General features: G+C 50.1%; 14 protein-coding genes and 1 pseudogene. 13 read left to right on the top strand and 2 right to left on the bottom strand.

The genetic code is table 11. The features are described from left to right. Positions 1-68 precede the first annotated feature (68 nt). A complete protein-coding gene (locus RSX24_RS14905; protein WP_343261022.1) occupies positions 69-941 on the bottom strand; it encodes a helix-turn-helix transcriptional regulator in 873 nt (290 codons plus the stop codon). Positions 942-1,256: 315 nt separating this feature from the next. Between RSX24_RS14905 and RSX24_RS14900 the strand changes: the two genes are divergently transcribed. From RSX24_RS14900 to RSX24_RS14860, 9 genes are all read left to right on the top strand, one after another. Further along, positions 1,257-2,471: an LLM class flavin-dependent oxidoreductase gene (locus RSX24_RS14900; RefSeq protein WP_339273441.1), complete on the top strand. Its 1,215-nt coding sequence runs from the start codon at positions 1,257-1,259 to the stop codon at positions 2,469-2,471. A 44-nt stretch (positions 2,472-2,515) separates the two neighbouring features. Further along, on the top strand, positions 2,516-3,787 hold the full coding sequence (locus RSX24_RS14895; protein WP_343261020.1) for an ABC transporter substrate-binding protein: 1,272 nt from the start codon (positions 2,516-2,518) through the stop codon (positions 3,785-3,787). 3 nt (positions 3,788-3,790) lie between these two features. Continuing rightward, positions 3,791-4,663 (top strand): carbohydrate ABC transporter permease, encoded by an 873-nt coding sequence (locus RSX24_RS14890; protein ID WP_236416361.1) that lies wholly within the window; start codon positions 3,791-3,793, stop codon positions 4,661-4,663. Between the two features lie 46 nt (positions 4,664-4,709). Beyond that, positions 4,710-5,522: a carbohydrate ABC transporter permease gene (locus tag RSX24_RS14885; protein ID WP_236416360.1), complete on the top strand. Its 813-nt coding sequence runs from the start codon at positions 4,710-4,712 to the stop codon at positions 5,520-5,522. Positions 5,523-5,795: 273 nt separating this feature from the next. Continuing rightward, positions 5,796-6,485 (top strand): DUF8580 domain-containing lipoprotein, encoded by a 690-nt coding sequence (locus RSX24_RS14880; protein ID WP_343261019.1) that lies wholly within the window; start codon positions 5,796-5,798, stop codon positions 6,483-6,485. 450 nt (positions 6,486-6,935) lie between these two features. After that, positions 6,936-8,153 (top strand): MFS transporter, encoded by a 1,218-nt coding sequence (locus RSX24_RS14875; protein WP_236416356.1) that lies wholly within the window; start codon positions 6,936-6,938, stop codon positions 8,151-8,153. A gap of 442 nt (positions 8,154-8,595) precedes the next feature. Further along, a complete protein-coding gene (locus RSX24_RS14870; protein WP_438286835.1) occupies positions 8,596-9,279 on the top strand; it encodes a cell wall hydrolase in 684 nt (227 codons plus the stop codon). Between the two features lie 251 nt (positions 9,280-9,530). After that, positions 9,531-10,250, top strand: coding sequence for a DUF421 domain-containing protein (locus RSX24_RS14865; protein ID WP_343261017.1), 720 nt, complete (start codon positions 9,531-9,533; stop codon positions 10,248-10,250). A gap of 95 nt (positions 10,251-10,345) precedes the next feature. Continuing rightward, positions 10,346-10,972 (top strand): histidine phosphatase family protein, encoded by a 627-nt coding sequence (locus tag RSX24_RS14860; RefSeq protein WP_343261016.1) that lies wholly within the window; start codon positions 10,346-10,348, stop codon positions 10,970-10,972. Positions 10,973-11,201: 229 nt separating this feature from the next. On the opposite strand, the gene RSX24_RS14855 is transcribed toward RSX24_RS14860, so the two are convergent. After that, complete coding sequence (locus tag RSX24_RS14855) at positions 11,202-12,554, bottom strand: right-handed parallel beta-helix repeat-containing protein (RefSeq protein ID WP_343261015.1); 1,353 nt, start codon at positions 12,552-12,554, stop codon at positions 11,202-11,204. Between the two features lie 336 nt (positions 12,555-12,890). Between RSX24_RS14855 and RSX24_RS14850 the strand changes: the two genes are divergently transcribed. The 4 genes and pseudogenes from RSX24_RS14850 (at position 12,891) to RSX24_RS14835 (ending at position 14,749) form a co-directional block, all read left to right on the top strand. Next, the gene (locus RSX24_RS14850; RefSeq protein ID WP_343261014.1) at positions 12,891-13,550 is read left to right on the top strand and encodes a hypothetical protein; all 660 of its coding nucleotides are present in this window, start codon (positions 12,891-12,893) and stop codon (positions 13,548-13,550) included. Next, a pseudogene (locus RSX24_RS14845) lies at positions 13,551-13,899 on the top strand (sigma factor); the annotation flags it as partial. It abuts the gene before it with no gap. A gap of 96 nt (positions 13,900-13,995) precedes the next feature. Continuing rightward, a complete protein-coding gene (locus RSX24_RS14840; protein ID WP_343261013.1) occupies positions 13,996-14,175 on the top strand; it encodes a hypothetical protein in 180 nt (59 codons plus the stop codon). Beyond that, positions 14,168-14,749 carry an ATPase gene (locus tag RSX24_RS14835; protein ID WP_343261012.1) on the top strand — a complete coding sequence of 194 codons (582 nt, stop codon included), beginning with the start codon at positions 14,168-14,170 and terminating at the stop codon, positions 14,747-14,749. Before RSX24_RS14840 ends, RSX24_RS14835 begins: the two co-directional genes overlap by 8 nt. Positions 14,750-14,907: the final 158 nt, after the last annotated feature.

Genomic DNA, 14,907 nt, shown 5'->3' with positions numbered 1-14,907 from the left:
CAGTAAAATAGCCTTTTTTTGTTGAATACTCCGTCAAATGTCCAAACATTCGAAATAGAAATAGAAGCTTAGTTTCTGCTGCGCTCTATCATGCGGTATCGGTTGGGCGGCTGCCCGACCTGCTTTTTGAACGCTTTGGAGAACGAAAACAAGTCCGGATAACCGACCGAGTGCGCGACTTCGGTTAACGTCAGCGGTGTCTGAACAAGCAAACGCTTGGCCTGGTTCATTTTGAGCTGTTGGATATACTGCACGGGAGAAAGACCGTAGGCTTTGCGGAACTGTTTCGCGAAATGGGTGCGATCCACCCCGGCATGCGCCGATACGCCTTCCACCGTAATGCCTCCCGCAAAATGAATGTCCATGTACTCCTTGCCTTTTTGAAGCCAGGGGATGGAGACGTCGGGCTGAAGCTCACGGGCTGCCGGTGAACGGCTGATCCGGTCGAATAGCCCCAGAAAACGGGTAAGCCGGCCCAGGTCGCTTGAACCTCCTTTGGGCTCGCGCACTTCCTCCATGAAAGCACGCATGCCATTCGCTGTTTCCGGCGTGAGTACGCCTGAGCGGTGCGGGGAGTCTGGCGTAAGGCCGATGCGTGCCAACAACTCGGTCGCGAGTTTTCCGTCGAAAGCGATGAATATTTTTTGCAAAGGTTCTTCCGGATGGGTCCAGTATTCGTGCGTGACGTGGGGAAAAAGACAGAAGGCATCTCTCGGACGCAGTGCATGACGCTGCCCGTTCTGAATGAATGTACCCTCGCCCTCCAGCACGAACAACAAATAATGGAACGGCGTGGTCCGCGGTCCAATGTGATAGTTGGTTTTGGCCATGTTGCGGCCGATACGGATCGGCCAGGCTCCGCCGGATTTTTCGAATTCGGATGGAGTGAAAAAAATGATATCCAAAAATTCGTGGTGATCCTCCTTCATGCGCTCGATCATGGGAACACCTCTTTTATCCCTAGAAGTATATAACCTATTATACAGGTGGGTTTTGTATATATTCAAGATGGAATCCGTCTCGTTTTTCATATTGACCACAAAATGACAAATTTAAGTTGTCGTAAAATGACATTGATCACAGACAAATCAATTGTTATGATGTGCATACCTTATTAAACCAAGTTAACTAATAGGCATATTAAACCAAGTTAACTAATAGGCATTTGAGAATATGATGATCAGAAGCGATGAGTAGCTATATAAGTTGAATTTCCCTTTGAAAAAGGGGATCAGGAGAATTATCGGATGAAAGGAATGACCATGTTGAGTAAACACGAAGAGAGCAAACGCGAGGAATTGTCGTTCGGCTGGTTTTTGCCGACGGCGGGAGACGGAAAATATGTAGGCGTTGCGCCGGAAAGAGAGCCAAGCCTGGATTACCTGGTGCAGGTCGCTCAGACGGCGGAAACGGCCGGTTTTGAATTTGTGTTGATTCCGACGGGTGGAGCGTGTCTGGACGCATGGGTTGTCGGCTCGGCCGTCATGAGCCATACGCAGACATTGCGCCCGCTCGTCGCCGTGCGGCCCGGGTTGGTGGCTCCTGTACTCGCTGCCCGGATGGGGGCGGCTCTGGATCAGCTGTCCGGCGGACGGGCCATGATCAACGTGGTCACCGGAAGTTCGGTCAAAGATTTGGAAGAGCTCGGCGATCCGCTCGCTCATGCCCATGATGAACGTTATGAACGGGCGAGCGAATACATGGAAGTGATGAAACGCTCATGGACCCAGGCATCCGGCCTGAACCTGACGGAATTTGCCGGCAGCGGAGCAGGCGAAGAAGAGCAGGGATCGCAGACGGAGTTTAACGGGAAATATTACCACTTCAAAACGCCGGTAGGCATGCCGGAAACGGTGCAAAACCCGCACCCGCCCTTTTATTTGGGAGGCAGCTCGCCCATTGCCAAACGCATTGCGGTGGAACATGCGGACACGTTCCTGATGTGGGGAGAACCGCACGACTGGATTCAGGAACAGATCGAAGAAATTGAAACGATCCGCGAGCAGATCCGTCAGGAGACGGGGCAGAAGCGCGACATGCGTTACGGCATGCGGGCACAAGTGCTCGTGCGTGAAACCGAAGAAGAAGCATGGGCAGCCGCGTGGGAGATTATCAGCAAGGTGCCGCCTGAAGCGATCGAAAAAGCGAAGGCGGCATTTGCCGAGACAGATGCTACCAATCAGCGCAGACAGAACGAGCTGCGGGAGTTGTCCGAGAAACAGCAGTTTGTTGTTGGACCAAACCTCTGGACCGGATTGTCCGTCGTTCGTTCAGGGGGTGCCATTCTGATCGTAGGTACGGCGGACCAAGTTGCGGAACGGTTGCTGGAATATGCCGACCTTGGCGTGAAAACGTTCATCCTGTCGGGATACCCGCACCTGGAAGAGGCTGAGAATTTCGGCCGCACAACGCTTCCGCTCATCCACAGCAAATGGAACGAACGGCGTAAGCAGCATCAGCCGCAGTCATAAGGTTTGGCGAATTCATTTCACTATTCATCTGGAGGTCAATGTTTATGAAAAAACATAAAAAAATGCTGCTTCCCTTGGTCAGCCTGCTCATCTTGTCCATCGTGCTGTCCGCTTGCGGCAGCGGGGCGGCTGAAGGAGGAAACGGCTCCTCGGATTCTTCGGGCAAGGTGACGATCAGCTTCATTCACTGGCGCGGGGAAGACTCCGAGGCGCTGAACCAAACGATTGCCGCCTTCGAGCAGGAGAACCCGAACATCAAGGTGGAAATGCAGACCCTTCCTTCCGATCAGTATCAGTCCACGGTGCAGTCCAAGCTGGGTGACGGTTCGGTAGGCGACGTGTTTACTTCGTTTCCGGGCGCGCAGTTCGAGGCCTTTGCCAAAGCGGGACTGTTCACCGATCTGACGGGATCTTCCTTCCTGTCGTCTTATAATCCGAAACTGATCGAAGCCGGGCAGAAGGATGGCAAGCAGTATGCCATTCCATACCAGCTCGTGTACAACATGCCGATCTATAACGTCAAACTGTTCGAAAAATACGGCCTCACGCCGCCGAAAGACTGGGATGGTTTCCTAAAGGCAGCCCAAACGCTGAAGGATAATGGCATTATTCCGATTGCTTTTGCCGGAGCAGATATCGGACCAGGGCAATTCATGAACACGATGGTTATGAACAATGCGCCGAGTGACGACATTTTTACAAAAGTAGAAGCCGGCGAAGCCAAGCTGACCGACGAATTCTGGGTCAAAACGCTGACCCAAATCAAAGAATTGAACGACAAGGGATATTTCCAGCCGAACGCGCTCGGAACGAAAGATGCTGCGGCCGGAGCGCTCTTCATTCAAGAGAAAGCGGCCATGCTGGCCAGCGGTTCGTACCAGCTCGCGCAAAACAAGCAGCAGAATCCGAATTTGGAACAAGGGCTGCTTGCTCCGATTACGGTCAGCGCCGACCAGGCCAAATATGAGGGCGTGCATACCACCACATTTATGTTGGCGGTGAACAGCAAGTCCAAACATCCGGAGGAAGCGAAGAAGTTCATCGAGTTCCTGAGCAAGCCCGACGTAGCTGCCGAGTATGCCAATGCGACTGGACAGAACGTAACGGTGGACAACGTAAAATACAATTCGCCGGAGCTGCAGGTGGCAGGCGGCTGGTCCGGCAAAAAAACGGTATTCCAGCCGCGATTTACGATTCTGAACGGAGACAACCAAAAGGCGGTCACCAACTCGATCCAGGCCGTGCTGAGCGGCACGTCTCCCGAAGAGGCTGCGCAGCAAGCCCAGGCGATCATTGATCAGAATATCGGGAAATAAGCCATGAAAAATCGGTTTCAGCTATCCCTGTTCCTGCTGCCCGGGTTACTGCTGTACGCTGCGCTGTTCGTGTTTCCAACGTTGACGGGGCTGTTCTACTCCTTTACGGATTGGGACGGGGTTTCCCCGTCCTATGCATTTGTGGGGTTGGACAACTACAAGGACAGTCTCGGCAGCATCGTTTTCCACAAAGCCTTTGGCAACAACGTCAAGTTCATGCTGACGGTGGTCATCGCGCAAACGTTCATTTCGCTGGTATTGGCATTGCTGCTCGTGCGCAATAGCAAAAGAAGCGTTGTATTACGGGCTTTGTATTTCCTGCCGGCCATTCTGTCCTCGGTATCGGTCGGCCTGATCTGGGCTTTCTTATATGATCCGTCCATCGGTTTGATCAACTACGGCTTGAATGAGATTGGCCTGACAAGCATGGCGCGCAACTGGATCGGCGATCCGTCCATCGCGATTTATTCCATTGCATTTGTACAGGTGTGGGCCCATGCCGGACAAATGATGATCGTTTTCATTGCTGGCCTGCAAAGCATCCCGGCCGAGTTGTACGAAGCGGCACGCATGGACGGAGGCGGCAGATGGCAGGTGTTCCGCAACGTGACCTGGCCGCTGCTCGCTCCATCGGCAACGATTGTGGTGGCGTATACGACGATTCAATCGTTCAAGGCGTTCGACCTGATCTTCACGATGACCGATGGCGGACCCAACTATGCGACCGAAATATTGACGACCTACATTTACCATACCGCCTTTGGCAGTTACTCGTTTGGTCTGGCCTCTGCGGGGTCCATGATCTTCCTGGTATTGCTTGCGCTGCTGACGCTCTTGCAATTCAAGGCACTGCGCGCCGATCGCGTCAGCTACTGATATCGGAACATCCGTCACTGAGCCGAGGCAGAAGGGAGTTTTCAAGTTGTTCAAATGGTTTAGCCGCCTGATTCTGCTCATTTATGCACTGCTCGTTCTGGTGCCGCTGTACTTTGTATTCATCTCGTCGTTCAAAACAAGCAGCCATTTCTTCACGAGCCCCTTCGGCTGGCCGGACCCGTTCACATGGGATAACATCACGGGCATGTTTCGCAACCAGCCGATGTGGCAGTACTTTGGCAACAGCCTGATCGTCACGCTCTCGACCGTTGCGATCGAACTGCTGCTCAGCAGCATGATCGCCTACGCCATCGTCCGTTGGGGAGGCAGTGTGGGCAAGGTGGTGTTTGCCCTGTTCGTGGCAGGGCTCATCGTACCTTCGCAGGTCAGCATGCTGCCGATCTATTCCTTGACGCGCACGCTGGGGTGGTCGGATAGCCTGACCGGGCTGATCGTGGTATCCGCCGCGATGCTGATGCCGGTTTCCGTCTTTATGCTGACCGGGTTCATGCGCATGCTGAATGCCGAAATTTTGGAGGCAGGCAGCATGGACGGCGCGAGCGAGTGGAAGCTGTATTCCCGCATCGCGCTGCCGCTGGCGGCACCGTCCCTGGCCGCGACGACCACCTTTTTGCTCGTGATGGTCTGGAACGACCTGCTGATTCCGATGCTGATGCTGAGCAGCAAGTCCAAGCTGACGCTGCCGCTCGCGCTGATGCAGTTCCGGGGCGAGTACGTCACCAATTATCCGATGCTGCTCGCCGGCGTGTTGATCACGGCCGTTCCGATGATTGCGCTGTTCATCATGCTGCAGCGGTATTTCGTGGCAGGCATGACGGCGGGATCGCTGAAAGGATAGAAAGATGCATGAAACCGGATCGAGCTTAACGTTCGATCCGGTTTTTTGTGAGCGTTGCATTTTGGCTGAATTCGTGTTGGTCTTCGCCAATGAAGTGCTTGCACGGTATATGGGTAAAAAAACTAAAAGGATGTTTATGGTTTGTAATATGGGAAATGGAGGGACGAGGACCTATTTTCGTTTATATCGGTAACCTTTTTAATCGTCGGCGCGTTTGGGTATGTAAGTGTAACAAAGGTAAGTGAGCTTACCGAATCGAAAGGGAGATCTGCCATGATTTCGTTATCTAACGTATGGAAGAGCATACCGATATTGGCCATGGCCCTTGTGTTCGCAGCATGTTCTGAGGCTAATGAACCGTCTTCTTCGCCTGAAATTTCCGCCCCGTCGCAAAATACGGAAACGCCGGAGTCGTCCCCTTCCGCAGAAGAAGGCGAACCGAATTCGGACAACGAACCGGGTAAGGATGAAGAGGCGTCACAGTCAGGCTCCGAAGCGGTACGCCCCCAGAGCGAAAGCTTCGGCATGTTGACGCCGGAAGGAAATCAGACGCTGAACGCGCAGCTTCATCAGGGCGAAGGATTTTCCCTGTACGTGTTTGACGGATTTGCTTTTGATGCGGAGAAAGGTCGTCTGTCGCTGCAGAAAAACGCTGATTATTACGCAGATATCGAACCGCTACCTGCAGGATATAATCTGGAAGAGCTTCGGGCAGCGGGCGAGAAAGAGCTGGGCGCCCACGGCGAGGTGGCCGATTACAGCGGCGAACTGGTGGAACATCCGCTGGGCTTTGCGGCGCTGTATCTTCAAACCTCGGGCGAGGACGGAGTGTGGGACTACATGGTTTGGGAATCGGAAACGGGAGATGCGTTCCTGTTCCGTCTTCATAACCCAAAAGGGGAGGAAGCATCCGATTTTGCCAGCCCGGTTCTCGTTTCTTTATCCACGGTTCGCAGCGATTAGATCAGTTGAACCAATGATTTTTACACGGAGCCACTACGTAGTTAGAAACATCTTCCGATCGCTGTTATCCCCAGATTTCTCCAATCCCCTTGTTTAAAGGAAAATCCAGTTAACAGTCTATGCTTCCGATGCAGCTTTCTTTCAGAAGGCTTTCAAGCGACGGCTCTGCTTCTCCAGATTGGTTCTGCCTCTCCATTAACATGCGGATATTTTTTTGCGGTTTATATCAGAATATAAATTTTAAAGGGCAAATTTGAAGGTAAGGGCGCAGGGTGCAAGGAGTTGTTGCATCCTGTTTTTTTATTTTCTCCCATTAACAGGATGAATGCCGCAACCAGGCTGTAAACGGTTGGTCATTCCTACGTATTTTTCATTGCTTTCTGGATCATTCTGCATAATAATGGGTTAGTGTCATTATGACGATTACGAGATCGAGGGAGCAATGATCGAATGAGCAATCTGGAAGTATTGCGTAATCCCAAGCAGCGCAAGCTGCTATTCAGTGCCGGCATGAGCTGGTTGTTCGATGCGATGGAGGTAGGCATGATCTCCTTCATCGTGGCTGCGCTGGCCAAGGAATGGAACCTGAGCGCAGGTCAGGTGGGCGTGCTCACCAGCATTAATTCCATCGGCATGGCGCTTGGCGCGCTTCTTGCGGGAGCGCTTGCCGATCGCTACGGCCGCAGGGCGATCCTGATCTGGACGCTGTTAATTTTTACGATCGCAAGCGGGTTGTCCGCGCTTGCCACCGGATTCGCCGTGCTGTGCGTGCTGCGCCTCGTGGCCGGCATCGGTCTGGGCGGAGAGCTGCCGGTAGCTTCGACGCTGGTATCCGAGTCGATTCCGACCAAGGAACGCGGCCGGGCCGTCGTGCTGTTGGAGAGCTTCTGGGCGGGCGGCTGGATCGTATCCGCGCTGGTGGCGAACTTTGTCATTCCGGAATACGGCTGGCGCATCGCCTTTGCGATCGGTGCGGTGCCCGCAATCTATGCGCTTTATTTGCGCAGAGTCATCCAGGATCCGCCACGGTTCAAGGAGAACACGACGATCCGCAAAACGACGTTCCGCGAAAAAGTGGCTACTGTCTGGTCCGTTCCGCATCGCCGTACCACGCTGATGCTGTGGATTCTGTGGTTTACCGTCATTTTTTCGTATTACGGCATGTTCTTGTGGCTGCCTTCGGTCGTGATGGCCAAAGGGTTCACGCTGGTGAAGAGCTTCCAGTACGTGTTGATCATGACGCTGGCGCAGCTGCCGGGATATTTCACCGCTGCGTATTTCATTGAACGGTTTGGCCGCAAGTTTGTGTTGGTCGTTTATCTGACCCTGACCGCAGTGAGCGCGATCGCCTTTGGATTGGCAACGACGGAAGCGGCGATTTTGACGGCAGGGATTTTCCTTTCTTTCTTCAACCTCGGTGCATGGGGCGGATTGTACGCATACAGTCCGGAGCTCTATCCGACATCGGTGCGTTCCACGGGCGTTGGCTTGGCAACATCGGTTGGCCGGATCGGCGGCGTCATCGCACCATTCATGGTCGGTATGCTAGTGCAGCGAGAGGTGCAGATCAGCACGATTTTCACCATTTTCTTCGTCACCATCCTGGTCGGAGCCGCGGCGGTATTGTTCCTGGGCCGGGAAACCAAGGGACAGGAGCTGGAAGATTAGACGGCATAAGAAAACCAATCATTCCCTGTGCAGGTCTGTCAGCCTAAGTTGTACGTGATTGGGCAAGTTTTAATGCAATGTTAGAAGAAAGGCGTGAGCTTGGCGTGACCCAGGACTCATGCCTTTTTGCGTTGTGTTTTCAGAGCGTGTGCCTCTGCTCCATCGGTCCGATAGACTTCGTTTCCGGCATTGCCTAAGATTATAGAACGTGGAACGATCACCGGCATGAACGATCCATGAAGCCAATCCGGATGCATTGAAGTGGAGGTAATCCGAAATGATGAACAAGCTGAAATCGATGAAAGATCTGAAAAAACTCATTCAACTCAAAAACTTGAAAAACGCGCGAAATACGATAGACACAAACGACATGCATAACATAACTGCGAATGTGCTGGAGCATCCATCGGTGACACTTCAGACAGCAAGCTTGGGAGAGTCCATGCGGCCGGAGCGCGGCCAAGCACGCAACAAACGCCCGGGGAGGGGGGCTGTACTGCTTGGCACATGCTTGTTGGCAGCAGGCCTGGCCTTCTCGGTGGGTGTACCTTCGGCGGAAGCCCAGAAACTGGCGCAGGGCGTGCAGAGTGATCAGGTGCTGCAGCTGCAGGAACAACTTAGCGACCTGGGCTATTTTAATGCAGGCTTGACCGGATATTACGGATCAGTGACCAAGAGCGCAGTACGTAATTTCCAGCGCCATGTCGGTCTGAGCGCGGACGGCATCGCTGGCCCGAAGACGTTAACCAAGCTGAATGCCAAAATAAAGGCTGAAGGTCGGACGTTACGTCAGCTCGCCAAACTGATCCACGGTGAGGCTCGGGGCGAATCGTTTGAAGGACAAGTGGCAGTCGGCGCGGTTGTGCTTAACCGTGTGCAGTCGGACAAGTTCCCGTCGTCTATTTCGAAGGTCATTTTCCAGAAAGGGCAGTTTACGGCGATTGATGACGGCCAGTTCAACCAGAAGCCGAGCCAAACGTCGTATCGTGCCGCCCGCGCCGCACTGAACGGTTCAGACCCGACGAACGGTGCGCTGTATTATTACAATCCGAAGATCGCAACGTCCGTGTGGAGCAAAAGCCGACCAACACTGCTGACGATCGGCCAGCATGATTTTACGAGGTAGAAAAAGCAAAGAGACTAGATTCGAACATAGTGACACTGCGGGTTGTTTGGGAGGGGATCATTGTTTGTTCTCCTACAATCTTTTACTATGTTTAGCATAAAGGCACCTCATCGCTTTGAAAGTCGCTAATTTAGCGGCTTTTTCTCATTATCGGTATAAATTCAGCTCCCGAGCCGAGGACAACCTTATATTTAGGGGAAATAAAGTTCATACTTGAGAAATAGTCCAACCCATTTTTAATAAGCGAAAGGATGCTGACATTGATCGGTCACTTTATTATCCTCATTCGAAGTATCTCTGCCTTCTTACTTCTATTGGTCATCGCGCGAATACTCGGAAAACAAACGTTGTCCAATATGAACTTTCATGAGTTCGTAACAGCAGTCATTATGGGGGCTATAGCTGCTAATTTGGCCTTTAACGAAAAAATGGAGGTTACGCACCTGGTTATATCGCTTATCGTTTTTACCGGAACATCTTACTTACTCTCGAAAATAAATATTAAAAGCAGAAAAATGCGTTTATTAGCTGAAGGTTCTCCTACAGTTTTAATTGAAGGGGGAAAGGTTCTCGAACAAAATTTAGCGAAGAATAAATTGACTTTAGATTCTCTTAACCAGGCCCTGAGACAAAAAGATGTCTTCGATATTAATGAAGTGGACTATGCATTGCTTGAAGTAAACGGTCAAGTTTCAGTCATGAAAAAAAAGAAATTTAGAACCGTTACAGTGCAGGACATCGATGAAGGATATAATGGAAAAGAACGGTTGCCTATAGAATTAATTATGGATGGAAAAATGCTGAAGGAAAATATGAGTTTAAACCATGTTTCCGAAGATCATTTATTGAAACAGCTTACGTCCCATCAAAAACAAATTAGCGATGTTTTCTATGCAGTTATGGGGAGCGATGGTCGACTATATATCGACTATTATAAAGATCAATTAAAACATCCCATTGACGTAGAATAACTTATTGTTAATTTATAATGCTTAAAGTTGACTGACGATACGTTGTATAAAAAAATCCAACAAGGGGGAAAGTAGGAAAAAAAGGTGGAAGAGATATGTATCGTTTACTCGCTTTCGTGCCCTGTCTGTTACTGTTGCTCGGAGCGTCTTTTATTACCGAGCCGTCGGAGATTTCCACTCCTTCTCTCATAAAAGATCTCCAAAAAGGAGGTTATATCCTTTATATTCGACATGGAGACGCAACTTCAGGGGAAGACCAACCCGGTTTTAGTCTGACAGATTGCTCCACACAAAGGAATTTAAGTGTTACTGGTAAAGAACAGGCACAAAAATATGGCGATGCGATTCGAAAACTAAATATACCCATCATTTTTCCAGTGGAAGCAAGCCCACTTTGTAGAACTTATCAAACCGCGCAGATTGCTTTTGGTGCTCAGAATGTAACGGTGAATGAATTCTGGCTAAATATATATGAGCTTAGCAAAAACACGAGCACTGAGAATGTAAACAAAACGCTTCAAGCATTTACGAACGAAGTTGAGCGTATACCTTCAGGCAATTCAAACAGGGCAATTGTAGCTCACTCTTTTCCTCAAGGTGTGGGATTGGGGGAGATTTCAAGTATGGAGACCGTTGTTCTAAAACCACTGGGAGAACATAGAGGATATGAGGTTATTGGAAAATTGACTCTGGAAGATGTTTTAAGGCTAGCTGAAATGTAATATTTCTAATCAGAAAGTTACTTTACGTCCATGTATGTGGAAGCGGCGTTCGAGCAAGGTTTTCGCACAGGCGGCAGACTCATCATCGAGATTTTAGGCAAAGCGTGAGTATTTATCATCCTAGAAATCAGTAGGTGCATACGGCAATTCAAAAATCCCCTTCTTCATAACCATCGCTTAGGCTGGCATGGTGAAGGGGATTTGCTTTTAATTTATGTTTTTACTTCGCCTATCTGGCCCCGATATTGGTACCCGAAGGTGTACCCGAACCGATCAGGTCGCTGCCGGTGGCTAATTTAAGGAAATTACCCAGCACGGGCGTGCCGTCGCTGCCGCGGGTGACGGACGGCGTCAGGGAGACAAAATCGTCCGCGCTTGCGAGCAGTCCTTTGGCGTTGACGCTTTTTTTGTTTTTCCACCAAACGTTGGTGCTGTCCACATCCGTGCCGCTTGTTTTGTCGCTGGCGCCGCCTTGGAAGGACAGGTTGTTGGTGAAGATATGGGTGCCGACGTCAAAGGCAAAGTTGCTCTGCCCATTGTTCCAGGACGTATTGTTTTTCATCGTAATGGAACCGGGATTGCTGTTATAGGTGAAGCCGTGTTTTTTGTTGTTAAACGCAATGCTGTTCTCGACAATATGGTTTACAGCGATTTTTTCGCCGCCCAGCTTGAAGCCGTTGCCGTCGCTGTTGGAGGTGGATGTACCGTCGGAAGTTGCGCCGTTGCTGTAGGCGATGCTGTTGCGGATCGTCACAGCGCCAATGGGGCCTGTGTCTGTTTTGCTGTACAGATCCCAACCGTCATCCACATTGTAGGCCGCGATGCAGCCATCGAACACGTTGCCCGGGCCTACGGTCAGCTTGGCCGCAAAACCGTCGGCATCTTCGCCATCGTCCGGATCGTAGTTGTCGTGGGAGTAAGAACGTATGATTTCGTTATATGCCGGCCACTCGTTGGTTGCAGCGGTGGAAGCGTAACGTCCAAGCTGGATGCCCGTGTCGCGATTATGATGTGCTTCGATCTGCTCCAACCGGTTGTAGCTGCCGCCGATGAAGATGCCGTTGTCTCCGGCTCCCTTCACTTCAAGTCCTTTGACGAACCAATAATCGCCGAACATTTGCAAGCCGCGATTCGCGGAGCCGAACGATTGTGCCGAGAAATCGAGGACAGGCTTCTCCGAGCCGTAGGCAACCAGCCCTTTGCGCTGCCCGGACGTGCCGCTATTGCCGCGCTGAATCGTGATCGTTTCGGAAAAGCTGTACGTGCCGCCGCGCAAATAGATCGTTTTGCCAGGTGCGATCTGGGTTAAGGCATTCGCCAAGGACGTGGGGCTGTCCAGCGTTCCCGGATTGCTGGCAAGGCCGTTCGGCGCGACATATAAATCCCCGGCGGCCAGCACCTGAGCGATGGCGGAGGGCTCAGCCAACGTTGGCGGATTCAGGTCTGCTGCACCTGCCGTTCCACCGCTAATTAATAATAGAGGCAGGGCGGCACCCAGGCAGAAGCGCGTCATTTTCTTTTTCAACGAGCGATGGGCAGATGAGCGGTCACGGGATGTGGGGGAAACGGAAACGAGTTTCATGGCAAAAACCTCCTTGGATGGAATATGTGCGGCAAGCACCTGCGGCACATATTTATCGTAAATGTTGTAAACGTTACCATAAATAATCATTTGATTAGGTATACAGAAACCGTCTCAATCATCAGACCATCGCTTGTATTTAACGCTTCATCAGCTGGATTGAACGTATTTTTTCCGGGGTTTGCATGTGATTTGTGCTGGCATTAGCCTGGCTGTTCCGGTTTGAACTTGAGAATGATGCACGGCGAGGTGAGTCAAGGTACAAAACGACGGCTCCCCATAGGGAGGTATGATCTGATAAACGGCGAATCGATGATAGTAAAGGAGGAGGGCCTATTGAAAAAGACTCGATGGACCATGTGGATGATCATTTCCTTCCTGATTGTGTCAGGTTGTTCAACCGTTCCAGATGTGCCACCCCGTCTTTCAGACGAAAGAATGCAACAACTGCGCAAGGAGTATCCTTTCTCCACAGGATATCCCAGTAATATACAGATGAGGGATGTACCTTTCGACGAAATACTGGATTATTCCGATGCGGTCATTATTGCCGAAGTTCTGCAGCGGGACGCGGATTTTCAGGTTGATTTAATGGCAGAACCCGGAACTCCCGAAGCTGACTTGAAAGAAAAAAAGCGGCAGCAAGGGGGCGAACCATACCAGCCTACATTTGTGTCTTATAACGTAAACGTTCGGGAAACGATTGTGGGAGAGAAGGTGGAAGGGCACGTTCAATTATTTTATAATGCGGACTTCAAGGGCGTTGAACCTGATTTGAAGCCAGGCATGAACATTGTCGTTTCGGTGAAAAAAGGAACAGCTCCGGCCCAACAAGACAAATACTCCTTCACCAGATATGCCACCTACTATATCGTGGATGAAAATTATGTTCTCGCTGCGTTCCAAGGTCAAACGGATGAAATGAAAGTCTTCACGGATCAAACGGATGGTACAACGCTCGCTCATCTTGTAGAAATCATCAAAGAATGTTGGTAAACCAGCGAAGAAATAGAAGACCTAATTTCCATCGGCACGATAAGATTGGATTAAAGCGATTGAGAGTGATTTGACTCGCCAATGGGAGAAATTTTTCCATTTTTTCCGTACGTTGCATTGAAAACGAAATTCTAATGCACCTTCGGTCTTTGAAAAAACGTAAAGATGTATCGCTTCATGACCCTCCCGATGGATAAAGAAGGCAATGAGATCACTCTAATTGATATTTCGGCTCGGAAATGGACGGTCAATGAAGGAAGTTGATCTGAGGATAGAAAACAAGTAACATTTACCGCATTCTCGATATCTCGATGAGCTTGACAAAGAGGGTGTTGTCGGCCGCATCGGCCAGGACACCGACTGAATTATGCGTAAAGCTTTAGGCAGATATAAAATGTGGTGTTGTGGTATACTCCAAATAAAAGTGAAAATGAGGTGTTTCTATATGACGGACCTTACGCAGGATCTTGCCAAATTAATCAGACTGACAGGTGACCGTGCAAAATTGGATGCTAAAGCAAATGGGACATATATAGTATATAAGACAACTGATGGGCAAATTGTTAGAGAATATAGTACGGGTAAGATTGAGAAAATGAATGAACAGGACTTTAACCATGAATAAGACAACTGCAACGATGTTTGTGTTTGCCGGCAATAACGGAAGCGGTAAGAGTACCATTCGTAACTTGATTGTTGACCGGCTTGGGGTAAGTATAAACATTGATCCGGATGCACTCGCTCGTAGAATGAATCATGGACATCCTGAAAAGAGTAAAGTATCTGCTGGGAAAGAAGCCATCCGAATAGCAAGGGAATGTATCCGAAATAAGTGGGACTTCACTGTGGAAACCACTTTAGCGGGTGGTAACGTCATAAGGCAGATGAGAGCCGCAAAGGAACAAGGCTTTGAAATCATGATGTTTTATGTGGGACTAGGGGATGTTCGACTTAATATTGAACGTGTGGCTTTGCGCGTGAAGAATGGTGGTCATCATATTGAAACCGAGGATATTGTTAGACGCCATGTAACAAGTATGAATAATCTGTTATCTCACTTAGATCTTATTGATCGGTTAATTGTTGTTGATAATAGTAAACACGATGGCGAGATGATTCTAGGGTCAGATCAAAGTGGGATAAAATATTATACAAACGAATTGCCTGAATGGGCCCGAATCATCGATAGACAATTATAAATTACATATACAGCACAAAAATAAACCAATTCGAATCGGGCTCGATCGTCATTGGTTTATTTTTTGACTTCGTACGTTGTACTTGTGAAAAAAATCCCCCTGAAGCCAGGCAGCCGGCGGCTGCGTGCATTCAGGGGGAAGAAGAAGCCAGCGACAAC

This window comes from Paenibacillus hubeiensis (assembly GCF_032334105.1).
Classification (GTDB): domain Bacteria; phylum Bacillota; class Bacilli; order Paenibacillales; family Paenibacillaceae; genus Paenibacillus; species Paenibacillus hubeiensis.
Note: the sequence above shows the minus strand (reverse complement) of the source record. Positions and strands in the feature narration are given on the sequence as shown.

What these genes read in the sequence shown, in the direction of transcription:
- RSX24_RS14855 (WP_343261015.1), bottom strand. Translation starts at nt 12,554, where the DNA reads ATGAAACTCGTTTCCGTTTCCCCCACATCCCGTGACCGCTCATCTGCC.
- RSX24_RS14865 (WP_343261017.1), top strand. Translation starts at nt 9,531, where the DNA reads ATGCTGACATTGATCGGTCACTTTATTATCCTCATTCGAAGTATCTCT.
- RSX24_RS14880 (WP_343261019.1), top strand. Translation starts at nt 5,796, where the DNA reads ATGATTTCGTTATCTAACGTATGGAAGAGCATACCGATATTGGCCATG.
- RSX24_RS14900 (WP_339273441.1), top strand. Translation starts at nt 1,257, where the DNA reads ATGACCATGTTGAGTAAACACGAAGAGAGCAAACGCGAGGAATTGTCG.
- RSX24_RS14890 (WP_236416361.1), top strand. Translation starts at nt 3,791, where the DNA reads ATGAAAAATCGGTTTCAGCTATCCCTGTTCCTGCTGCCCGGGTTACTG.
- RSX24_RS14905 (WP_343261022.1), bottom strand. Translation starts at nt 941, where the DNA reads ATGATCGAGCGCATGAAGGAGGATCACCACGAATTTTTGGATATCATT.
- RSX24_RS14875 (WP_236416356.1), top strand. Translation starts at nt 6,936, where the DNA reads ATGAGCAATCTGGAAGTATTGCGTAATCCCAAGCAGCGCAAGCTGCTA.
- RSX24_RS14840 (WP_343261013.1), top strand. Translation starts at nt 13,996, where the DNA reads ATGACGGACCTTACGCAGGATCTTGCCAAATTAATCAGACTGACAGGT.
- RSX24_RS14895 (WP_343261020.1), top strand. Translation starts at nt 2,516, where the DNA reads ATGAAAAAACATAAAAAAATGCTGCTTCCCTTGGTCAGCCTGCTCATC.
- RSX24_RS14835 (WP_343261012.1), top strand. Translation starts at nt 14,168, where the DNA reads ATGAATAAGACAACTGCAACGATGTTTGTGTTTGCCGGCAATAACGGA.
- RSX24_RS14860 (WP_343261016.1), top strand. Translation starts at nt 10,346, where the DNA reads ATGTATCGTTTACTCGCTTTCGTGCCCTGTCTGTTACTGTTGCTCGGA.
- RSX24_RS14870 (WP_438286835.1), top strand. Translation starts at nt 8,596, where the DNA reads ATGCGGCCGGAGCGCGGCCAAGCACGCAACAAACGCCCGGGGAGGGGG.